The 21,336-nt window shown below is 57.9% G+C and carries 19 protein-coding genes; 16 read left to right on the top strand and 3 right to left on the bottom strand.

Going from position 1 to position 21,336, the window contains the following annotated elements; translation table 11 throughout:
* Positions 1–78 precede the first annotated feature (78 nt).
* The 10 genes from KF947_RS15945 (at position 79) to crtB (ending at position 10,489) form a co-directional block, all read left to right on the top strand.
* Positions 79–783: a response regulator transcription factor gene (locus KF947_RS15945; RefSeq protein WP_227404440.1), complete on the top strand. Its 705-nt coding sequence runs from the start codon at positions 79–81 to the stop codon at positions 781–783.
* Positions 783–2,015: a sensor histidine kinase gene (locus KF947_RS15940; RefSeq protein WP_088700746.1), complete on the top strand. Its 1,233-nt coding sequence runs from the start codon at positions 783–785 to the stop codon at positions 2,013–2,015. Before KF947_RS15945 ends, KF947_RS15940 begins: the two co-directional genes overlap by 1 nt.
* Positions 2,016–2,194: 179 nt before the next feature.
* Positions 2,195–3,085: a polyprenyl synthetase family protein gene (locus tag KF947_RS15935; RefSeq protein ID WP_227404439.1), complete on the top strand. Its 891-nt coding sequence runs from the start codon at positions 2,195–2,197 to the stop codon at positions 3,083–3,085.
* Between the two features lie 9 nt (positions 3,086–3,094).
* A complete protein-coding gene (gene ccmA / locus KF947_RS15930; RefSeq protein ID WP_227404438.1) occupies positions 3,095–4,060 on the top strand; it encodes a heme ABC exporter ATP-binding protein CcmA in 966 nt (321 codons plus the stop codon).
* Entirely contained in the window at positions 4,057–5,265 is a 1,209-nt protein-coding gene (locus KF947_RS15925) for an ABC transporter permease (RefSeq protein ID WP_227404437.1), read from the top strand. Before ccmA ends, KF947_RS15925 begins: the two co-directional genes overlap by 4 nt.
* 15 nt (positions 5,266–5,280) lie before the next feature.
* Positions 5,281–5,781, top strand: a complete 501-nt coding sequence (locus KF947_RS15920) for a sterol desaturase family protein (protein WP_227404436.1) — start codon at positions 5,281–5,283, stop codon at positions 5,779–5,781.
* Entirely contained in the window at positions 5,771–6,832 is a 1,062-nt protein-coding gene (gene fni / locus KF947_RS15915) for a type 2 isopentenyl-diphosphate Delta-isomerase (protein WP_227404435.1), read from the top strand. The genes KF947_RS15920 and fni overlap by 11 nt, the downstream gene beginning before the upstream one ends.
* A 60-nt stretch (positions 6,833–6,892) precedes the next feature.
* Complete coding sequence (crtY, locus tag KF947_RS15910; protein ID WP_227404434.1) at positions 6,893–8,083, top strand: lycopene beta-cyclase CrtY; 1,191 nt, start codon at positions 6,893–6,895, stop codon at positions 8,081–8,083.
* Entirely contained in the window at positions 8,080–9,573 is a 1,494-nt protein-coding gene (locus KF947_RS15905; RefSeq protein WP_227404433.1) for a phytoene desaturase, read from the top strand. Before crtY ends, KF947_RS15905 begins: the two co-directional genes overlap by 4 nt.
* Complete coding sequence (crtB, locus tag KF947_RS15900) at positions 9,563–10,489, top strand: 15-cis-phytoene synthase CrtB (RefSeq protein ID WP_227404432.1); 927 nt, start codon at positions 9,563–9,565, stop codon at positions 10,487–10,489. The genes KF947_RS15905 and crtB overlap by 11 nt, the downstream gene beginning before the upstream one ends.
* A 124-nt stretch (positions 10,490–10,613) precedes the next feature.
* Here crtB and KF947_RS15895 read toward each other — a convergent pair whose 3' ends face one another.
* From KF947_RS15895 to KF947_RS15885, 3 genes are read right to left on the bottom strand one after another with little or no spacing between them, the layout of a single operon-like run.
* Entirely contained in the window at positions 10,614–11,756 is a 1,143-nt protein-coding gene (locus KF947_RS15895) for an amidohydrolase family protein (protein WP_088700738.1), read from the bottom strand.
* An 8-nt stretch (positions 11,757–11,764) separates the two neighbouring features.
* Entirely contained in the window at positions 11,765–14,827 is a 3,063-nt protein-coding gene (locus KF947_RS15890) for an efflux RND transporter permease subunit (protein WP_227404431.1), read from the bottom strand.
* Complete coding sequence (locus KF947_RS15885; protein WP_227404430.1) at positions 14,824–15,945, bottom strand: efflux RND transporter periplasmic adaptor subunit; 1,122 nt, start codon at positions 15,943–15,945, stop codon at positions 14,824–14,826. Before KF947_RS15885 ends, KF947_RS15890 begins: the two co-directional genes overlap by 4 nt.
* 211 nt (positions 15,946–16,156) lie before the next feature.
* Here KF947_RS15885 and KF947_RS15880 point away from each other — a divergent pair, with 211 nt between their 5' ends.
* The 6 genes from KF947_RS15880 to KF947_RS15855 all read left to right on the top strand — a co-directional run bounded on the left by KF947_RS15880 (position 16,157) and on the right by KF947_RS15855 (position 21,282).
* Positions 16,157–16,972: a MipA/OmpV family protein gene (locus KF947_RS15880; RefSeq protein ID WP_227404429.1), complete on the top strand. Its 816-nt coding sequence runs from the start codon at positions 16,157–16,159 to the stop codon at positions 16,970–16,972.
* Positions 16,972–17,658: a response regulator transcription factor gene (locus tag KF947_RS15875; RefSeq protein WP_227404428.1), complete on the top strand. Its 687-nt coding sequence runs from the start codon at positions 16,972–16,974 to the stop codon at positions 17,656–17,658. Before KF947_RS15880 ends, KF947_RS15875 begins: the two co-directional genes overlap by 1 nt.
* Positions 17,627–19,087 (top strand): ATP-binding protein, encoded by a 1,461-nt coding sequence (locus KF947_RS15870; RefSeq protein WP_227404427.1) that lies wholly within the window; start codon positions 17,627–17,629, stop codon positions 19,085–19,087. The genes KF947_RS15875 and KF947_RS15870 overlap by 32 nt, the downstream gene beginning before the upstream one ends.
* A 43-nt stretch (positions 19,088–19,130) precedes the next feature.
* On the top strand, positions 19,131–19,313 hold the full coding sequence (locus tag KF947_RS22225) for a LuxR C-terminal-related transcriptional regulator (RefSeq protein ID WP_227404426.1): 183 nt from the start codon (positions 19,131–19,133) through the stop codon (positions 19,311–19,313).
* A gap of 261 nt (positions 19,314–19,574) precedes the next feature.
* Complete coding sequence (locus tag KF947_RS15860; RefSeq protein WP_227404425.1) at positions 19,575–20,000, top strand: Rid family hydrolase; 426 nt, start codon at positions 19,575–19,577, stop codon at positions 19,998–20,000.
* Between the two features lie 130 nt (positions 20,001–20,130).
* Positions 20,131–21,282, top strand: coding sequence for an alpha/beta hydrolase (locus tag KF947_RS15855; RefSeq protein ID WP_227404424.1), 1,152 nt, complete (start codon positions 20,131–20,133; stop codon positions 21,280–21,282).
* Positions 21,283–21,336 lie beyond the last annotated feature (54 nt).

Genomic DNA, 21,336 nt, shown 5'->3' with positions numbered 1-21,336 from the left:
CAGAGTTTCATCCAGACAGCGAGGCCGAGTCACTAATGGGTCTGCAACTGGGTTATGCCTGAAAAGGGAGATCAGCTGATGGGAAACGTGCTTGGAGCGGCACCGGTTAGAGTGTTGATTGTCGAAGACAACCGCGACATTTGCGAGAACATTGCTGAGTATCTTGAAAAGCATAGCTATGTTGTGGATTTTGCCTTCGACGGTATAAGCGCGATGTACTTGGCACTGACAAATCCGTTCGACGCTATCGTTCTGGATCTGATGCTTCCAGGGATGGATGGCCTAAGTTTCTGCAAGAAGCTGCGAGCTGATGCCAAAGTAGAAACGCCTGTGCTCATGCTAACGGCGAGAGACACCCTTGACGATAAACTTAAGGGGTTCGAGGCGGGAGCCGATGACTATTTGGTCAAGCCATTCGCACTGCAAGAACTACATGCGCGACTGCAGGCGCTGTACAAACGTAGCCACGGAAAAACCGACAACCTGTTAACGGTTGGTGATCTGACTATGAATAGGTCCACGCTGCAAGTGCATCGTGCGGGGCAGCGCATCAATCTCACCCCTACCGGCATGAGACTACTGCAACGATTGATGGAAGAGGCGCCGTCTGTTGTGGCTCGCGATGATCTCGAAACGTTGTTGTGGGCTGACGAGCGTCCCGATGGCGATGCGCTTCGTTCCCACTTATACAAGCTGCGCCAGGCTATCGATAGGCCGTTTGATAGCCCGTTAATTCATACCGTGCATCGCATCGGGTACCGAATTGCAGAGGATGCTCAGTAATGTACCGGCACAGTTTACGCACGCGTGTCGCCATTGCATTTGCAGTGTGCGTTGCTGTATTGAGCGTGGCCTGGGGGTTCGCCTTCTTCGCTGCGATCAGGTTTACCGAAGACCGGGTGCTCCAGCATCAGTTGCAGCGTGCCGCAGAGAGCTACCCCTCTATGCCGATGAACCTTCGCGGGTACGATGAAATCGGTAGCTTGCCTGAATCATTGAGGGAATGGGCACAAACCAATCCCGATGAGGGCTTGTACGAATTCGAGAATATAGAACTGCATGTCGCGGTAGTAGCTACTGGCGATGAACAGCAACACGGCTTTGTGGTGTTCGATGTTACCGGGATTGAAGCTGCATCGTCAGAGGATTGGTGGTGGCTGCTCTTTATCACCGGTGCCGTGGGTGCGCTCGCTACTCTTGGTTTCGGGCTGGGCGTGGTTGTTATGCGTAAAGCCGTCGCCCCTGTGGCGCAACTCGCCAAAGCGGTCGCAGACATCGACCCGGAACAACTAACGGCCGAAGATCATAAACGCATAGATTCCAGCCGCTTCGGCGATGATGAGGTTGGCGTGCTCGCCAGAACCATAGAGAAAACTCTAGAGCGTATCAGCGCATTTGTTGAAAGGGAGCGATTCTTTACAAGTTCAGCCAGTCATGAGTTACGGACGCCGATCACGGTCATAACAGGCGCACTTGAGCTGCTTGAACAAAGTGATTTGTCAGCGGCCGATGTGAAGGTGGTAGATCGAGTGAGGCGCGCTACGCTCGATATGAAAACCACGATTGAAATGTTCTTGTGCCTCGCTCGCGAAACCGACGACGGATTGTATGACGAGCAGTTTTTAGTGATGCCGCTGGTGAGCAAAGCGATAGATCAGCAGCGCTACCTGCTGACCCGCAAACTCATCGATGTTGATATCGACGAACTCGCAAAACCCAGGGTCAACGGACATCCACAGGCTTTTTCTATTGCGGTCAATAATCTGGTGCGAAATGCGTTCGAACATACGCTCCACGCGCATGGGCCGATCACGATTCGTGTTAAAGAGCATGAGCTCTTAGTCACCAATCAGGTGAGCAGTGACGCTGATAATCGGCACACGCCGACTGAGGCACCGCCGTCTCAAGGGTATGGTCTTGGTCTGGGTATCGTGCAACGGCTGTGTGAGCGCAATGGCTGGTCGTTTTCGCTACTCGCTGATGAGAAGCGTGTAGTCGCCCGTCTTTCGTGGTGATCCAAAAAGACTAGGTCAGTACCATTTTCAAATGGCGGTTCAATGGAGTCAGCTCTGACTTTATTACGGCCGCATCGGTAGGCAATCGGGGGTACAGGGTGACCTTTACACGCAAGCCGCAAGCGTCCGCCGCAAAGTGCGCGTCTGTCGCGTCCCAAGGTAGAAAGAGACAGGCTCCAATGACTCCACCGATGGATGTTGTCCATCTAAAGAGCATGGTAAACGCAACTTTGCTGAACCTTCTGCCAGCTCAGGAAACATCGCCCACGCATCTGCATCAAGCCATGCATTACGCCTTATTGGGTTCAGGCAAGCGCTTGCGCCCACTTCTTACGCTTCTGGCTGCGAACGTGGCCACTGACAGCCGCACCCTCCGTATGGCCTGCGTATCGGAACTGGTGCATACCGCTTCGCTGATTCTCGACGACCTGCCCTGCATGGACGATGCGACTATGCGCCGCGATCGCCCCTGCACGCACATACGCTTTTCCGAAAGCACAGCCATTCTTGCCTCAACCAACTTCCTCAACCTCGCGTACGGGGTTATCGCCGATTGCCCCAACGTGGATGCTTCCACCAAAGTCGCCGTGAGCGCTCATCTCAGCCATGTTATTGGTTCTATGGGATTAGTTGGCGGGCAGATCGCTGATTTACAAAATCAGCCCGTGGGCTCCAAGAGCGCCATTGAGCAACTCTACCACCAGAAAACAGGTTGCCTGTTTGAGTTTGCTGTCGTCACCGGTGCACGACTTAGGGGGGTGGATGCAGAAGTGATAGACGCATTGACGCGCTTTGCCCGTGCCTTTGGTCTGCTGTTTCAGCTTTACGATGATATGTTGGATCACAGTACCTTTGTGCAGGAGACCGGTAAGGACGTGCAGCAGGATACGGCGAAAACCACTTTGCTTTCTCTTTATACACCGGAAGAAGTTCGCGGCGCATTGAGCAATGCACAAGCCATGGCAAGAGAGCAATTGAGTAGAGCAGGATACGATGAATCCTTACTCGCAGCGCTCGTGGAACAACAGTTCGTTACCTTTAACGTTGCGGCACAAAGGCTTGGGGTTTAGACCTTGCGAATGACGACGACTGCAGCACTCACCATTGATCGACTACGGGTTGTCTACGGCAGCCACAGCGCCTTAGACGACGTTTCTTTACAGGTACGTCCAGGCGAAATACTCGGCATCCTCGGGCCTAACGGTGCCGGAAAATCGACATTGTTGCGCGCCATCACCGGCAAGCTGCGCCCCACCTCTGGGCAAATATTCATTGCAGGAAAAGCGCTTTCTCCAGGTAAGGCCTATCAGCATTCCATCGGTTTCACCCCCCAGTTCCTGGGTTTATACCGGCACCTGACGGGGCGGGAGAACCTGGAGTTTTTCGCGCGCTGCGCAGGTGTCAGCCGCCACCAGGTGCCCACACGGGTCAGCCAAGCGCTGGAAGAAATCGAGTTAACAGACAAAGCCCATGTGCGGGTGGATCACTTGTCTGGTGGTATGCAACGACGCTTACACTTGGCAGCCACCCTGGTCTCCCACCCCTCTCTACTCGTGCTGGACGAACCCACGGCCGGGGTCGATCTGAGTGCGCGCATGTCAATCCACGACCTTATTCGCCGCCGCGCCGAGCAAGGGGCGGCCATGGTCGTCGTGACTCATGAGTTAGATGAAGCTGAAGCGCTATCCCACCGCGTCGCCCTTCTTCATCAAGGCCAACTAAAAGCCTTGGCCGAGCCCCAGACGTTAATACAGGAGACCTTCGGCAACCGTCAGCTGTTCGTTGTGCGTACGGTTCACATGCTCTTCCCGGCACTCTGTGAGCGGCTGCAGGAGATTGGTTTTCGCCCTCGCAGTGATGAGAGCAGTGAATGGTGGCTCCAAAGTGACCTACCGCTGGATAGGGTGATCAATCACCTCTACCGCGGCTTGGGCGACGCACGTGATGCCATTGCCGAGGTTTCGGTACGCCGACCTGGATTAAAAAACGTGATGCAGCACTTTACCGGTGCCCGAACTGATTCTGCAGCGGAGACTGTGCCATGAGGGCAATTTTCCGAGTGATGACCCTAGGCCTGTTGCGTGACCGCGGAGCGTTACTCCTGGCATTCGCTTTGCCCAGCCTGGTATTCGCCATATTTGCCAGCATCTTCTCCGGCGCCACGGAAGGCGACCTGCACTTGCGGGTAGGGCTAGTGGTGGAAACAGAAGATCCGGTATTGCAAGACTTCGCACAGCACCTGACACAGTCCCAAGACGTGGAGATGACGGCTCTGCCCGATTCGAGCCGTGCTCAACTGCTGGAAGAGGTGCGACAAGGCAATTTCGACACAGCGGTGATCATCCACGGGCAATCAGACAATAACAACCGTCCGCTGTTTACCATCGTCAGCGAGCCCACCCGTGAAATTGCCGCCCTCTCTTTACAAGGCTGGCTGCGACAAAGCCTGGCCTCTCAACAACCACAGGTTCTGGCCCAACGTCTTGCGCAAAGCACAGAAGCTTTGGTTGATGGCTTCTCGCCCGAACAACAGGCGCGCTTGGACGCCGCTTTAGAAGCAATGGCCCGAGAATCGGACAGCGCAGCCGCCGAAGACGCGCTTATCGAGTTTCAACCAGTTTATGGCCAGGCGCCAGCGTCTATATCTGGGCTTAGCGGCATTGCTTACTATGCGGGTGCCACCACTATTTTGTTCTTGTTATTGTCCGCCGTGAACGCGGGCATGGTCAGTTTGGAAGAGCGCCAAAACGGTATCTCCGAACGCCTTCTACTGAGCAAAGCGGCGCATTCACGGTTACTGCTGGGACGGTTTCTGTTTTTGTTAAGTCTGGGATTTTTGCAGGCTAGCGCTATATTCCTGGTTGCCAGGTTCGGTTTTGGACTACAGATAGAGAGCGCTTTGGCGAAAGTCATTGTCATGGCACTTGCCTGCGCCGCCGCTAGTGCCGGACTGGCACTTTTACTCCTGTCGCTGTGTCGAACAACGCAACAGGCGACAACCTTTTCTTCGTTTTTTGTGCTCATTATTTCCAGCGTCGGCGGCTCAATGGTGCCACGTTTTATGATGCCTGACTGGTTACAGACGGTGAGCTTGTTCACGCCGAATGCCTGGGCTATTGAAGGTTTTTATGGGGCGTTGATTCGCGGCGATAGCTGGTCTCAGCTAGCCCAGCCCAGCGGCATCTTGGCTGCCGTGGCACTGGTGTGCCTGCTTTTAGCTGCCCTCCCCTTATTCAAGACGCCGGCCTAAGAGAGGTTGTAAAACATGATGGACTGGTTCTGGACTCTTCTGCTTGTGATAGCGGCTTTCCTGGGCATGGAAGTGTTCGCCTGGTACGCCCATAAGTACATTATGCACGGCTGGGGCTGGCGCTGGCACAAATCCCATCACGAACCCACTGAGGGCGTGTTCGAGAAAAACGACCTGTATGTTGTTGTGTTTTCGCTGGTGGTGGTCGGCATGTTTGCTGTGGGGGATCTTTACTGGAAGCCTCTCATGGCCATCGCATCAGGCATTACGCTGTACGGCGTCGCTTACTCTCTGTTTCACGACGGTATGGTTCACCAACGCTGGCCGATTCGCTGGCAGCCGAAGAGCGGCTACTTGAAGCGTCTGGTTCAAGCTCACCGCATACATCATGCCGTACGTACTCGAGAGGGTGCTGTGTCCTTCGGCTTCCTTTACGCGCCAGATGTCAGAAAACTCAAAAAACGCCTAAAGCAGCAACGGGCTGCATCTCCAGCAGGAGCGCGACATGACCGATGACAGTATGGTGAAACGCAAGAATGATCATCTCGACATCGTGCTGGACGCCCGTCGGGCTAACACGTCGACCCTTACGGGATTCGCCGACTATCGCTTCGCCCATTGCGCCTTGCCACAGTTGCACTTGGACGATATCGATCTAAGCACACGATTTTTCCATAAACCCGTGAACGCGCCGCTGTTGATCAGTTCCATGACCGGCGGTGCCGAGCGGGCCAAAACGATCAATCATCACCTGGCAGAAGCCGCCCAACACCTGGGTATCGCCCTGGCCATCGGTTCCCAGCGAGTCGCCCTGCAGTCTGGCAGCGATCATGGCCTGACTAAGCAGTTACGCCGCATCGCTCCGGATATTCCCCTGCTTGGCAATATCGGCGCGGGTCAGCTACGGGAGCCCCAGGGAATCGACTGGGCGCGCCGGGCGGTTGAGATGATCGAGGCGGATGCATTGATCGTTCATCTCAACCCCCTGCAGGAAGCGGTGCAACAGGGCGGCGACCGGGACTGGCGTGGCGTGCTTCAGGCCATCGGCACGCTGGTCACGTCGCTCGAGGTGCCGGTGGTGGTCAAGGAAGTCGGCGCGGGTATCTCCCCCGAGGTGGCCCGGGCGCTGGTGGAAGAAGGCGTGGCGATGATCGACGTGGCCGGCGCCGGCGGCACCAGTTGGGCGGCGGTGGAGGCGGAACGCGCGAAAGATGAGACTCAGCGACGGGTCGCCATGGCCTTCGCCGGCTGGGGCACCCCCACCGCCCAGGCCATTCAAGCGGTGCGCCAAACCCTGCCGGAGACGCCGCTGATTGCTTCCGGCGGCATTCGCGATGGGGTGGACGCCGCTAAGGCCATACGCTTGGGCGCGGATCTGGTGGGCCAGGCCGCGGCAGTGCTCGAGAGTGCCACCGAATCCAGTCAGGCGGTGATCGAGCACTTCGAGGTGGTCATCCAGCAACTGCGTATCGCCTGTTTTTGTACCGGCAGCGCCGATCTGCATGCCTTGCGTGCGGCGGTGCTGCTGGATGATCGCGGCGTCCCTCTGGAAGCGCCCCATGGCTAGGTATATCGCCGTCATCGCCCCTGTCCTGCCGCGCCGGTCGCTGGCGACGAGGTCTGACTCATGAACGCGCCAAGATATGACCTTGTACTGGTGGGGGGCGGTCTGGCCAACGGCCTGATCGCCCTGCGTTTGATACAGGCGCAGCCAGGGTTGCGCCTGCTGATGTTGGAAAGCGAAAGTCGCCCCGGTGGTCATCACACCTGGTCGTTTCACGATGGCGATCTCTCCGCAGACCAGCATGCCTGGCTGGCGCCCATGGTGGGCTGCCGCTGGCCGCGGCACCGGGTGATTTTCCCGCACCGCGAGCGCCTGTTGAACGGAGGCTATGCCAGCATTTTCTCCCGGGATTTCGCCCGCGTTCTGGAAGAGGCCCTGGGCGACAGCCTGTGGGTCGACACGCGCGTGGCCCGCCTTTCCACGGATAGCGTGGAGCTCGAGGATGGCCGGGTGCTGCACGCGAACGCAGTAATCGACGGTCGGGGCCCCACCGACAGTGCTCACCTGACCCTGGGCTATCAGGCATTTCTCGGCCGGGAAGTCCGCCTGGACAAGCCCCACGGCCTGGAAGAACCGATCCTCATGGACGCCAGCGTGCCCCAGCAGGACGGCTACCGCTTCGTCTACCTGCTGCCCTTCAGCCACGATACCCTGCTGATCGAGGATACCCACTACGTGGACCACCCGGAGGCAGACGCGGCCCGACTGCGAGAGCATATCGACGCCTACGCGCGGGATCGCGACTGGCGGGTCGTCGAAACCCTGCGGGAGGAGAGCGGCGTGCTGCCGATCATCCTGGCGGGTGAGTTCGATGCCTTCTGGCAGAACGCCCAAGGCCAGCCGCGAAGCGGCCTGCGCGCCGGTCTGTTCCATCCCACCACTGGGTACTCCCTCCCCCAGGCCATGGGTCTGGCGGAGCGCATCGCCGAGCTTGGCAAGCTCGATGGGGCGTCGCTGTTCCAGGCCATCCATGCCTTCGCCGCCCGGGAATGGCGACATCAGGGCTACTTTCGCCTGCTCAATCGCATGCTGTTCCTGGCGGGCCGCCCGGAGCAGCGCTGGCAGGTCATGCAACGCTTCTATGGTCTGTCGGAACCGCTGATCGAACGCTTCTACGCCGGACGCCTGAACCGTGCCGACAAGGTGCGCATCCTGATGGGCAAGCCGCCGGTGCCGCTTGGCGAAGCGCTCAAGGCAGTGCGGGCGAATTCCCCACAAAAGATTTCATCCACCTTCTTCGGAATACGCTCATGACCCAGCCTCAACGTGCCCTGGTGATCGGCGCTGGCTTCGGCGGCCTGGCCCTGGCGATTCGCCTGCAGTCCGGCGGCTACCAGACCACCCTGCTGGAAAAGCGCGACAAGCCCGGTGGCCGTGCCTATGTCTATGAAGACCAGGGGTTCACCTTCGATGCCGGTCCGACGGTGATTACCGACCCTTCCGCCCTGGAAGAGCTCTTTCGTCTGGCAGACAAACACATGGCAGATTATGTCGAACTGCTGCCGGTCACGCCCTTCTACCGGCTATGCTGGGAAGATGCTCCTGCCTTCGATTATGTCAACGATCAGGCCGCCCTGGAGCGACAGATCGCCGAGCGCAATCCCCGGGACGTGGAGGGCTATCGGCACTTCCTGAGCTATTCGCAGGCGGTGTTCGAAGAGGGCTATCGCAAGCTCGGCGCCGTGCCCTTTCTGGCCTTTCGCGACATGCTCGCCGCCGGGCCGCAGTTGGCGAAACTTCAGGCCTGGCGCAGCGTCTACTCCATGGTCTCGAAATTCATCGAGGATCCGCACCTGCGCCAAGTCTTCTCCTTTCATTCCCTGCTGGTAGGGGGCAACCCTTTCGCCACTTCTTCCATATATACCCTGATCCATGCCCTGGAACGGGAGTGGGGCGTATGGTTTCCCCGGGGTGGCACCGGGGCCCTGGTAAAGGGCCTGGTTCAGCTGTTCAGGGATCTCGGCGGCACCCTCGAACTGAACGCGGAAGTGGCATGCATCGAAACCGCAGGGGATCGGGTGAACGGCGTCACCCTGACGGATGGCCGGCATTTCCCGACGGATGCACTGGCCTCCAACGCGGACGTGATGCATACCTACAGCAAGTTGTTGAGTGGGCATTCCCGTGGCACCCGCCAAGCCAGGGCCCTGGGCCGCAAGCGCTTCAGCATGTCGCTGTTCGTGATCTATTTCGGCCTGGATCGTCCACCGCAAGGCCTGGAGCACCATACGGTGTGCTTTGGCCCCCGCTACAAGGAATTGATCGACGAGATCTTCAACGCGGACACCCTGGCGGAGGATTTTTCCCTCTACCTGCACTCCCCCTGTGTCACCGACCCGAGCCTGGCACCGGAAGGCTGTAGCGCTCACTATGTCCTGGCACCGGTGCCGCACCTGGGCAAGGCGAACATCGACTGGGAAACCCAGGGGCCGATATACCGCGACCGCATCCTCGACTATCTGGAGCGCCACTATATTCCCGGGCTTCGGGAGCACCTGGTGACCTGTCGGCACTTCACGCCCCTGGATTTTCGCGAGGAGCTCAACGCTCACCTGGGTTCCGCCTTCTCCCTGGAGCCGATTCTCACCCAGAGTGCCTGGTTCCGGCCTCACAACCGGGATGCCAAGATCGACAACCTCTATCTCGTGGGGGCCGGCACCCATCCCGGCGCTGGGGTGCCCGGAGTGATCGGTTCCGCCAAGGCCACTGCGGGCCTGATGCTGGAGCGACTCGATGACCGATAAGCTAGGACAGCATGCCGCGCAGACGATCGCCGTGGGCTCCAAGAGTTTTGCCACCGCCGCCAAGCTGTTCGATCCGGCCACTCGTCGCAGCGCCCTGATGCTTTATGCCTGGTGCCGCCACTGCGACGACGTGATCGACGACCAGCAGTTGGGCTTTCGTGCTCAGGAAACCACGGGCAAAAGCAGCGAGACGCGCCTGAACGAGCTGCGACACCTGACGCGTCGCGCCTATGCCGGGGAGCCCATGCAAAACCCGGCCTTCGCCGCCTTTCAGGAGGTGGCGCTCGGCCACGGAATTCCCGAGCGCTATCCCCTGGCTCACCTGGACGGCTTCGCCATGGACGTGGCACAGCGGCGCTATGTCACCCTCGACGACACCCTGGACTACTGCTATCACGTGGCCGGCGTGGTGGGCATCATGATGGCCTGGATCATGGGCGCGAGGGATGAGGCGACCCTGGATCGCGCCTGCGACCTGGGGCTGGCCTTTCAACTAACCAATATCGCCCGGGACATTATCGAGGATGCACACATCGGTCGCTGCTATCTGCCGGCACAGTGGCTGGAGGAAGCCGGCATTCCACGCCAGGAGATGACCGCGCCAAGGCATCGTGAGGCCCTGGCAGGCCTGGCCCGACAACTGATCGAGCGGGCGGAACCCTACTATGACTCCGCCCGCGGTGGATTGACGGCCTTGCCGCCTCGCTGCGCCTGGGCCATCGGCACCGCCCACGGCGTCTATCGGGAAATCGGGATCAAGGTGAAAGCGCACGGTGCTCGGGCCTGGGACACGCGCATCTCGACCGGCAAGGTGGACAAGGCGCGCCTGCTGGGTCTGGGACTCGCTCACGCGGTGGCATCCCGCTGGCAAAAGCCAGCGCCAAGGCCTAGCGGTCTCTGGCAACGTCCAGCGTAGCGGCTTTCTTCATGGAACCCCCTTGCTTTTCCAGCAGTTGGCGCTGATACAGACACAGTGATCTCCGGTTATGCCCCCGCTGACACCAAAACCAATCGGCATCATTCGATCCCGGGCGGATGCGTCAGACCTTTATTCCGAACAGCTTTTCTGCATTTCGGAACGCAATCTTTTCCTTGGCTTCACGGGGCAGATCCACCGCCCGAAACCAGTCGGTTCCTTGCTTCATGTCTGCAAACGGGTAATCCGTTCCAAACATCACCCGATCCACACTGATGTACCTCAGCAAAAGATGAAGCAGTTCATCCTGGAAGAATGCGCTGGTTGTGTACCAGAAATTGTCACTGAAATATTGCCCGATAGGCTTGTTCAGCGAGTCTTCCGTCGACTCGCTCATATCTCCCACGATACGCTCGTAGTAGAACGGAAGGCCCTCTCCCATATGGCCGATAATCATCTGCAGTTTAGGAAATTTATCGAACACCCCAGTGATGATCAGGCGAAGACATTGAGTCAGCACCTCCTGGTGCCATCCATATCCTGAACCGCTGAAAATGTAGTTCTGGAACAATTGGTCATACCCTGGCCGCACGGTGTTGTAATAAATATTGAACACGTCTTCCGGGGGGAAGCCTGGATGCAGGTATATCGGCACATCAAGCGCCTCGGCGCGCGCCAGAATGGGCTCGAAATCCGGGTGGTCGAGGAATTTGTTGCCAATGAACCCATTGGTCATGGCCCCCACAAAGCCATCTTCCCGAACGGCGCGTTCCAGTTCGTCCGCTGATGCTTCCGGGTTCTGCAGAGGCAAGGTTGCATAGGCCTGGTACCGCCCAGGATGGGTGGCCATCGGGCCATCGGCAATCATCTTGTTGAGACGATAGGCAAAATCGATGCCCTCCTGACCGGGGACATTCTGCACGCCCGGCGTATGCGCGGAGAGGATTTGAACATTGATCCCCGCCTTATCCATTGCGCCGATGCGGCCAGGGCCGAGTTCGGCAAGACCCGTTTCCCTGAGGTACTCTACGTGTTGATCGTTAATCGCGTTCAGCGCGATCAGTTCCTCGGTGGTATAGGTCTCTTCCGTGGCGATAAAGGGCAGATCCTGGTCTCGCAACGCGATGACCGATTTCTCTGTCGCGGCAGCACTGGAGATAATGGCAGGCGCGGACAACCCGGCACCAACACCAAGTGCCGCCGCGCCAGTTAGAAAACTACGGCGTCCCATTGTCAGGCTCTCTAGGGTTTTTTCGATCTGTTTCATGACAATTTCTACTCCGATGTTTGCGTTGCGTGGTTTGGGGGCAGCTTGAACCGCCCCAGGATATTGCCGATGTCATCCACGTAGCTGTACACCACCGGGATAACCAGCAAGCTCAGAAGCGTTGAAGTGAGCAGCCCACCAATGACGACAAAGGCCATGGGAGCCCGGAAGCTGGGATCGCCAGCCCATCCTAGGGCGATCGGCATCATGCCCGCCCCCATGGCAATGGTGGTCATCACGATGGGCCGGACACGTTTTTTGCAGGCATCCACAATGGCGTCCACACGTTCCAACCCATGCACCCGACGGGCGATGATGATGTAGTCCACCAGCAGGATTGAGTTCTTGGTGGCGATGCCCATCAGCATGATCAATCCGATCATGGCGGGCAGCGACACGGGCGTCTGCGTGAGGAACAGCGCCAGGAAAGCCCCTGGTACGGAGAGCACCAGCGCCACCAGAATAGTGACCGGCTGCATGAAATCCTTGAGCAGCAGCACCAGCAACATATAGATACACAGCACGCCGGTCAGCATGGCAATCCCGAAGCTTGAGGCAAGCTCCTCCATTTCCTCTGCATCGCCTTCTGCTGTCTGAAACACGCCGCGTGGCAACTGACGTAAACTGGGCAGTGCCTGCACGGCCTGTTCAATTTCCCCCAAAGGCTGCCCTTGCAGGCTCACCTCGAAATTGACGTTGCGCAGACGGTCATGCCGGGTGATTTCCGAAGGTCCGCTGCTCCACTCGAAGGAGGCAACACTCTCGAGTGGCACCCTCCTCCCATTAACACCCGGCACAGGCAGCCGTTTAAGGGTCGCCATATCCTCCCGCGCGGCATCCGCCAGCCGAACCATCACCGGCACCTGACGCGAGCTGAAATTCAACTTAGGAAGATCCTCGGCGTTATCGCCCACGGTCGCGATGCGCAGCGTATCGGCGATGGCCTGAGCCGAGACCCCAAGGTCGGCGGCGCGGGCAAAATCAGGGCGTACAATGAGCTCAGGCCTGACCAGGCTGGCCGTCGAACTCACCGCGCCGATGCCCGGAATGGCGCGCATCTCCCGCTCGACTTGGCGAGCATGCAGTTCAAGCACCCGGCTATCCTTACCGGCAAGCACCAACTCATAGCCATCCCCCTCATCACCTACGCGAGTTCGCACGCCGGGAAGCGTGGCGAGTGCAATACGTAACTGCTGCTCTATGTCTTGCTGCGTAACGCCCGCGCGGGTTGCGCGATCCGCCAAACCCACGGTCAGTTCCACCGAGGTCACATCAGAGTCACTGCTGCCGGAGTTCTCACCGATGGCCGCAAAAACGCTGACTACATGCCGTTGCGTCACCAGTCGTGAGCGTGCCTGCTCGGCAAGCACCTCCGCTTCAGACAAGGTGCTACCGGGCGGCAAGGTGAGCGTCGCCTGCGTCTGGGAATTATCATCGGGGGGTATGAAGGTTCCCGGCAGGGTCGAGGCCAGCCAGATACCTCCTGCAAAGCAGGCCGCCGCCGCGAGGAGCGTCGTCTTACGGTGGCGCAGGCACCAACGGGCGACGACAAGATAGACGTTAATCCACGTTGGATCGCGCGAGGGATGTTGTGGTTTGCGCAGCAGATACGCAGCCAGCATGGGCGTGAGAAGGCGCGCCACCAGCAGCGAAAACAGCACCGCTACCGAGGCCGTCCAACCGAACTGAACGAAGAATTGCCCGACGGTGCCGCTCATAAAGGCTGTGGGCAGAAAAACGGCAATCAATGTAAAGGTGGTAGCGACAACGGCCAGGCCAATTTCCGCCGCCGCGTCCATTGCAGCCTGGCGCGGGGGCTTGCCCATTAGCAGGTGCCGTTCGATATTTTCAATCTCGACAATGGCATCGTCCACCAGCACCCCGATCACCAGCGAGAGCGCCAGCAACGTCACCACATTGAGCGAGAAGCCCATCAGGTGCATGAAAGCGAAGGTGGGGATGATCGAGAGGGGAAGCGTGACCGCAGCAATCAGCGTGGCCCGCCAATTGCGTAGAAAGCAGAACACCACCAGCACCGCCAGCGCCATCCCCTCGAATAGCATATGCATGGAGCCCTGATAGTTCTCCAGCACCGGCCCAACAAAATTGAAGGCTTCTTCGACCTCGACATGGGGATATTGCGCCTGCAAGTCGGCAACAGCAGCCTGCACCCCCTCGGCCACATCCACCTCGCCGTACCCCTCGGCACGGGTCATCTCGACGCCGACGACGGGCGCACCATCAAGCAATGCCATCGAGCGTCGCTCGGCCACGGTATCGGTAACCGTCGCCACCTCATCAAGGCGAATACGGCGGCCATCGCTGAGTGCCAGCTCCATCGTCGCCAGCTCAGCTGCGGATGCAGCGTTGGCGATGATGCGCACAGCCTGTTCGGCTCCGCCGACGTCCACGCGCCCACCGGGCGCCTCCAACTGCGCCTGGCGCAGCTGGCGCGAGATATCCAACGCTGTCGTGTTCATCGCCAGCAGGCGGTCCGGATCCAATGCCACGCGGACTTCGCGATCGACCCCGCCGATACGCCGAACCGAGCCAACGCCTGGCACCGACAAGACGGCCTTGGTCATTTTGTCATCGACGAACCAGGAGAGTGCCTCATCGTCTAGATCGGAGGAGCTCACCGCGTAGCGTACAATCGGCTCACTGAAAAACTCACCCTTCCGAATCACTGGATCACGCAGGTCGGCGGGTAGATCCGAGCGGATGCGAGCAACAGCGTCGCGCACATCCTCAAGAGCCTCTTGCAAGGACTTTTCCAGCCTGAATTCAATAGCAATGTCGGCATTGCCATCCGTCAGCGTTGTAGAGATGTTTTTGACGCCGGAGACGGTAGCGATGGAGTCCTCGATCTTGCGGGCAACCTCGTTCTCCATTAAGGCGGGAGCCGCCCCCGGCAATGAGGCGGATACCTCCACGAGGGGCAGCTGTACATCCGGCAAGTCCTGAATAAACAAGCCTCGGAAGGAGATGAGCCCCCAGAAGGTCAATAGGATGAAGAGCAGAACAACCGGAATAGGATTGCGAATCGCCCAGGATGAGGTATTGAGCGTCATACCCCCTCCTCGGCGTCGGTCTCAACCACCCGCACCTGATCACCGTTGCCAAGAAAAGCACCGCCCGAGGCGACCACTCGGGCATCGGGTTCAAGCCCGGCGCGAATTTCGATTCGATCCTCCGTGTGCTGGCCCAGGGAAACTTTCTGCTCCGTTATCTGGCCTTCATCGCTGACGCGATGGACGTAGCCAAAGCCATCGCGAAGCTGCACCGCGGCGCGGGGTAGCGTCATCACTTGTCGGCTGCCCAGCTCAAATTCCCCCCGGGCAAACATTCCCGACCGAGCGATATCGCTTAACGGTAGGTCGACATAAACCAGACCATTGCGTGTAGCGGTGTCCACTAGCGGCGCAATGGTGCGCAAGCGCCCTTCGAGCTCATATCCACCGGGCACGGTGACCCTGGCAGCCTGGCCCGGTCGCAGCTCATTCAGATCAGACGCGGCGACCTCTGCCCGCCACTCCAGGCGACCATGGCGCGTCAACCGGAACAGCTCCTGATCAGTGCCGGTGACAGCACCAACAGTGGCCGTGCGGGAGGTAATCAAACCGTCGTCCGGGGCAACCACCTGCGTCTGAGCCAAGCGTAGCTCTTGGGCTTCATTCTGCGCTTGCGCAACGCCTAGCCGCGCACGGGCGGTAAGTTCGGCGGTTTCGTATTGCTGAATCTGCTGCTCTGAAAGCGATCCCGTGGTTTTCAAACTTCGGGCACGCTGGGCATTGGCATTCGCTTCCGCAAGCGTTGCCTCGGCTTCCGCCACGGCGGCGCGGCTCCTAGCCAGCTCTGCGCGCACCGTGGTGTCGTTATAAACGGCCAGCACCTGCCCTTCCGTGACCTCATCACCCACGTCTACCTTCACATCTACCAACCGCAGGCCACCGATTTCGGTACCGATAATGATCTCCTGCCAAGCAGCGATATCACCATTAGCCGCAATCGTCGTCGGAAGCGTCTGAGGTTCTAATGTCGTCACGTTGACGGATAGTGAGGGCTGCGCCGTCGGTTCGGCGACGGCATCGCTTTCCGACGACACCGCCTGCATACATGCCAGGGCGGCGGCGCTAGCGATCACGGCAATCGTAATACCGAGATACATTTTTCCGGTTGGAGATGACATAATTCAGGCCTGTTTCAAATTGTTCAGTTCGTTGATGAAAAACGACATCAAGCATTTCTGTTGAACAACTATCGGCCTGTATTCCTTTCTCGTTTCTTACTGACGTAGCGCTTGATCAAAACCGTTTTCAGTAAGAAACGCGTAAGACAATCCTCCTGATGATGGCACCGTCATACCACTCTAACTTTCACACCATGCTAGGAGTGCAACCATGGGTTCTCATCAGTCGCTATTGCTGGACGGCCGTCTCACCACTATAAGATTGGCGACAGCCGCATTTATCGGTGGTCTTGTTATTGCCTCTCCGTTGGCGTTCGCCGACGAAGAACATTCAGACGAAACCACTTGGGGATTGGGCGTAGGTGCAATGAGCGACCAGGATCCCTATGCCGGTATCGACAGGGAAACCACCCCATTTCCCTTGCTCCTGATCGAAAACCGGTACATTAGTGTCTTCGGATCGGAAATCGAATTTAAACTGCCGAGTCTTGTCATCAGCGACTCTCAACAGCTCAATTTCGGTATCGTCGCCCAGTATGATGAGAGCGGCTACGAGCAAAGCGATGCCCCGATTCTCAACGGCATGAGCGAGCGCAAAGGGGGCTTCTGGGCGGGGGCAAAAGTGGAGTGGGAAAGCGAGCTGTTCGAGGTCAGCGCCGAATGGCTCACCGACGTCTCCGGCAACAGCGACGGGCAGCGCTTCGATCTTGGCCTGGAGAGAACGTGGGATTTCGGCGAACATATAATGCTAACCCCATACTTAGGGGCGTCCTGGCAGGACGACAAGAACGTCGATTACTACTTCGGTGTTCGCGATAGTGAGGTTCGCTTCGATCGCCCCGCCTATAAGGGAGAGTCGGCTACCAATATCGAGGCGGGGGTGCGCGGCGTGTACCAGTTTGACCAGCATCACTCTGTGCTGGTAGGTGTTGAGGTCACGAGCTTGGCGAACGAAATCAAAGATAGCCCGCTGGTGGATCGCTCGACCCAAAACGCCGTGTTAGTTGGCTATCTTTACACATTCTGATGAGCCGCATACTGCTGATCGAGGATCATGACCGGCTAGCCCACTTGATGTGCAAAGGGCTGGTGGGCGCCGGTATCGCCGTTGATGTGGTCGACCGCATCGATTCGGCATGGGCTGCCGTTCAGCAGATGCCCTACCAGGCACTGGTACTCGATCGTGGCTTGCCGGATGGCGATGGGCTGCTATTGCTCAAGAAGTTGCGCAACGCGGGCCGTAGCGTGCCCTGCCTGGTGTTAACGGCTCGCGATGCGCTGCATGACAGGCTAGAAGGCCTCGAAGCCGGTGCCGACGACTACCTCCCCAAGCCGTTTGCCATGGATGAGATGGTGGCGCGTGTCCGTGCCTTGCTGCGCCGCCCTGCGGAATTCCATTCAATCGACCCCATTCACGGCGACCTGAGGCTGCATACTGAAAGCGGCGTTCTGTTTAGCGGCGACAAGAGCATTACTCTTGCCCCGGCGGAGCTGCATATTATGCAGCTACTTCTCTACAAGCACGATGAAGTAGTCCGCCGCAGCGCGCTAGAGGCGGCGGCCTGGGGGCTAAGCGAGGCGGTGACACCGAACGCCCTGGATGTCGCCCTGCACCGTTTACGCCGCAAGCTGCTTGCCATCGGTTCGCACCAGCGGATCGCCAACGTCAGAGGGATGGGATATGCGCTTCGTCAAGCGGATGACGCTCAATAGCCTGAGGCTGAAGGTGCTGCTGGCCTATTTGGCGGGTATGGTGCTGAGTATCACACTGCTGGTAATTGCCGCAGCAGTGGTGCTTCAGAGCGATCTACTGCCTCGTATGGATATGGCCGACGCGGCCGATGGGCTGGTGGACAATGTCGAGTTCGACAGTCGTGGCTGGCCCGTTGGTTTCGACGCCAGCATGGACGACCGCGCTTGGCTATACGAAGGCCCACAGCGCGAGACGGCGTACCGGATTCTGGATGATGCCGGGAACGTGGCGGTGGCCTCGAGTGCCGGAGAAGCTTTCTGGCCAGCCGACGGCGAAGTTTTACGTTTGGCGCGTGGCACCTTTTCCTTTGAGTATGATGACAGAACTTTCTACGGAGCCACGGAGCCCTTTGAGCACGGTGGAAGAACGTGGTATCTGCAGTTCGTCGCCAGTTCAAGATTCGTTGATGTTCTCTATCTCGTAGCCTTTCCACTAGTGGTAGCGGGCGTACTGGTGTTTGGCTTTGTCATGTTCGTTGCCTTCGGTTTATGCGCCTACATTACCTTGCGCTTAACCCTCAAGCCGCTGCGCGATGTTTCCAAATCGGCGGCGGCTATCTCGCCGCGCTCTATAGACGCCCGGCTCGATACGGACGCAGTGCCTGTGGAAATTGCCCCGCTGGTACATAGCTTCAATCACGCCCTGGAACGCCTTGAGCGGGGTTATCGCCTGCAGCAGGAGTTTCTCGGCCACGCGGCCCACGAGTTAAAAACGCCACTGGCGCTGATCCGCGGGCAGGTTGAGTTGCTTGAGGAAGGGCGAAATGACCGCAAGGCGCTATTGAGCGATGTCGAATACATGACACGCCAGGTGCAACAACTGCTACTTCTGGCCGAAGCGAGCGAGGCGCACAACTACCATTTTAGCGTTGTTCGAATGCACGACATCGCCCACGAAGCTTCCACCTACTTGCAGCGCATGGCTGAATCCGCCGACGTGCATTTAACGGTGCTTGCCGCGGATCAAGGGGTGACATGGGAGGCTGATCGCGGGGCATGCTTCACTCTGCTCAAGAACTTGCTTGAGAACGCTATTCAGCACGCCCCCGAGCAGACTCTCGTCAGCATGGAAATCCAGGAAAATATAATAACTGTGCGTGACCGTGGCCCAGGCGTCGAACCAGAGCAATTGGCCCTGCTGTTCTCACGCTTCTGGCGTGGGGCGCATCGGCGCGACCATGGAGCAGGCTTGGGGCTGGCCATCTGCCAAGAGATTGCCATGGCGCACGGTTGGGAGCTTTCGGCCCATAACGCCCATCCCGGGTTGATCATGACCTTATGCAGAGAAAACGAGGCCAGTGAAAGCGATTCCCGCGAAAATATTACCAGCGAACGAGCGTACCACCGTCAAGGTGAACGCCCACCCCAAGGTCATTTGAAAAGGCAGTGACATGGGTGGTTCCTCGTCTCAGTAATCGCCAGCCATCCCAGGAGTGGTCAGCCAAGACAACGTCTCCAGGCTGGTTATCAATGGTGCGAGAAATAAAGAAACCGCCCGCGTTCTGGGTATCAGCCTCAGCACCGTTGGTACTCATGTTGAGAGCATTTTCCGAAAACCAAACTGTGCCACACGTGCTGCGGCAACACTCAAGGCGCTCACGGCAGGCCTGCTTTAAATGGTTGGTCTTACGAATTGCAGTGTGTTTGGTGCAAACGCAATGTCAGTAAGAAACGAGAAAGAAAAGTTGGCCGATAGTGGAACCATAGGCTCGTCGAACACAGAAGCTCTTAACCAGAACACAAATTAGCGACGACGTTGACTGCATGTATTGAAAACATGCTGACAACCAGCGGCCATTGCTCATTCAACAGAGTATCAGGCGCGATTGAGTGGTCATCCTTACAAGCAACCCTATGAACTTACTAAGGAGGTGGTCATGCAAATTTTAAGACGCAAACCGTTAAACCCGCCCAATCTGCCCAATACGTTGACCGAAGGTCATAGCCAAGCGGTATTAGTTCAGGGAGGCACCCGGGTGCTGATGTCTAGCCAGGTAGGGGTGGATACCACAGGAGAGCTGGCGGGCCCCGAACTTCCCGAGCAGACTGAGGCGGCGCTGGACAATATCGAACGATTGCTATCAAGCCTTGGTGGAGATCTATTTCGGGTAGTGATGTTGAGGATCTACTTAGCCGAATCCGCTCGCTACGACCAGCAAGTAGTAATGGAGGCGCTGAAGCATCGTTTCCCCATCGCCCCGCCGGCGGCTACTTGGTTGATTGTGTACGGCCTTGCCGAACCAGAATGGTTAATCGCTATAGAGGCCGAGGCAGTGCTGCCGGGGTTTGCCTTAAACAGTTAAATGACCGTAACCGTCGAAATAATAACGCTGCTCGTTAACCACTACATAGCCCGCCTGCCCGACCATTTTAAGGAAGAGGGAGCACATTTGTGACTCTTTGTTAGAGGCAAGCACCTACAGAGAGGGTTCTATGATTAGCCGCCTTAGCGTTCTACTTTTCACACTTTTCCTGCTGACCTCCTGCGCCGTGCCGCCGGACTCCACTGGTTTTCAACCCTCAGAAAACCTGCCTCGCTATGATCAGGAGAGTTTCGATCAATATGTGCGCGAAACACGTGCATGGATTGCGGATAACCGCGCTTTCATCAGTGACGACCGCGACCTTGAAATACAGCTCAATACGCCGTTCGAACTCCGCCCTGATAAACCGGCCAAACGCGGTATCCTGTTAGTGCATGGACTGGGCGCAAGCCCGTGGTATTTCATCGATATCGCCACCGCCATGGCGAATGACGGCTGGCTGGTTCGCTCAATCCTTCTGCCCGGCCACGGCACACGCCCCGCCGATCTGATGCTGCCTGATAATGATGATTGGGAAAAAATAATTGCCCATCACGCCAAACTGCTTGCAGCCGAGGTCGATGAACTTTGGCTTGGCGGTTTCTCCACCGGAGGTAACCTAGTCACCTCCCATGCGTTCACAGACGACAATGTCGATGGCTTGTTGCTGTTTTCTCCTGGATTTTACCCCGATACCCACTATCTATTTCTCGCCCCGACCATTGCTTATTTATGGGACTGGCTCGATATCGATGATGAAGACAATATTGTCACTTACCAGTCACTTCCAGTACGCGGGGCCTCTCTCTATTATCACTCGGTCAGTACCGTGCAGAAAAATCTCGAAACCGCACGCTTTAATAAACCTGTCCTGATGACGATGAGTCAACATGATAGCGTCCTTGACCCCAACGCGACGCTCACGGCCTTTCAAAACCGCTTTCCCAACCCACAATCGCACTTCATCTGGTACGGCGACCCACCCCAGCACCGTGAAGATTCCCGCGTCACCGCCCTTACCAGCCACCTTCCCGATCGGCGAATCAGCAACTTTTCCCACATGAATGTGCTGTTTGCGCCAGAGAATACCTATTACGGTCAAGCGGGCAGCTACCTCATGCTGGAAAACGGCCAGGACGGTCTCGCGCCACCCGATGACCCTAACACCCTCTGGTTCGGCGCATGGGGTCAGAGAGACGCGGAAAAATACCACGCCCGCCTGACCTGGAATCCCTACTTTGACGACCTCCTCGATGATATCCGCGAGGTAACAGGAGACTAATCGACGTTCCCCCGACTGAGCTTTTCGGGGCTCATGGAGAATAGGTGCAATAAA

Origin of the sequence: Halomonas sp. FeN2 (assembly GCF_020595105.1) — a bacterium.
GTDB lineage: Bacteria > Pseudomonadota > Gammaproteobacteria > Pseudomonadales > Halomonadaceae > Vreelandella > Vreelandella neptunia.
This window is presented reverse-complemented; position numbering and strand designations above follow the sequence as displayed.

Coding starts and splice junctions, on each gene's coding strand:
- KF947_RS15945 (WP_227404440.1), top strand. CDS start 79: ATGGGAAACGTGCTTGGAGCGGCACCGGTTAGAGTGTTGATTGTCGAA.
- KF947_RS15940 (WP_088700746.1), top strand. CDS start 783: ATGTACCGGCACAGTTTACGCACGCGTGTCGCCATTGCATTTGCAGTG.
- KF947_RS15935 (WP_227404439.1), top strand. CDS start 2,195: ATGACTCCACCGATGGATGTTGTCCATCTAAAGAGCATGGTAAACGCA.
- ccmA (WP_227404438.1), top strand. CDS start 3,095: ATGACGACGACTGCAGCACTCACCATTGATCGACTACGGGTTGTCTAC.
- KF947_RS15925 (WP_227404437.1), top strand. CDS start 4,057: ATGAGGGCAATTTTCCGAGTGATGACCCTAGGCCTGTTGCGTGACCGC.
- KF947_RS15920 (WP_227404436.1), top strand. CDS start 5,281: ATGATGGACTGGTTCTGGACTCTTCTGCTTGTGATAGCGGCTTTCCTG.
- fni (WP_227404435.1), top strand. CDS start 5,771: ATGACCGATGACAGTATGGTGAAACGCAAGAATGATCATCTCGACATC.
- crtY (WP_227404434.1), top strand. CDS start 6,893: ATGAACGCGCCAAGATATGACCTTGTACTGGTGGGGGGCGGTCTGGCC.
- KF947_RS15905 (WP_227404433.1), top strand. CDS start 8,080: ATGACCCAGCCTCAACGTGCCCTGGTGATCGGCGCTGGCTTCGGCGGC.
- crtB (WP_227404432.1), top strand. CDS start 9,563: ATGACCGATAAGCTAGGACAGCATGCCGCGCAGACGATCGCCGTGGGC.
- KF947_RS15895 (WP_088700738.1), bottom strand. CDS start 11,756: ATGAAACAGATCGAAAAAACCCTAGAGAGCCTGACAATGGGACGCCGT.
- KF947_RS15890 (WP_227404431.1), bottom strand. CDS start 14,827: ATGACGCTCAATACCTCATCCTGGGCGATTCGCAATCCTATTCCGGTT.
- KF947_RS15885 (WP_227404430.1), bottom strand. CDS start 15,945: ATGTCATCTCCAACCGGAAAAATGTATCTCGGTATTACGATTGCCGTG.
- KF947_RS15880 (WP_227404429.1), top strand. CDS start 16,157: ATGGGTTCTCATCAGTCGCTATTGCTGGACGGCCGTCTCACCACTATA.
- KF947_RS15875 (WP_227404428.1), top strand. CDS start 16,972: ATGAGCCGCATACTGCTGATCGAGGATCATGACCGGCTAGCCCACTTG.
- KF947_RS15870 (WP_227404427.1), top strand. CDS start 17,627: ATGCGCTTCGTCAAGCGGATGACGCTCAATAGCCTGAGGCTGAAGGTG.
- KF947_RS15860 (WP_227404425.1), top strand. CDS start 19,575: ATGCAAATTTTAAGACGCAAACCGTTAAACCCGCCCAATCTGCCCAAT.
- KF947_RS15855 (WP_227404424.1), top strand. CDS start 20,131: ATGATTAGCCGCCTTAGCGTTCTACTTTTCACACTTTTCCTGCTGACC.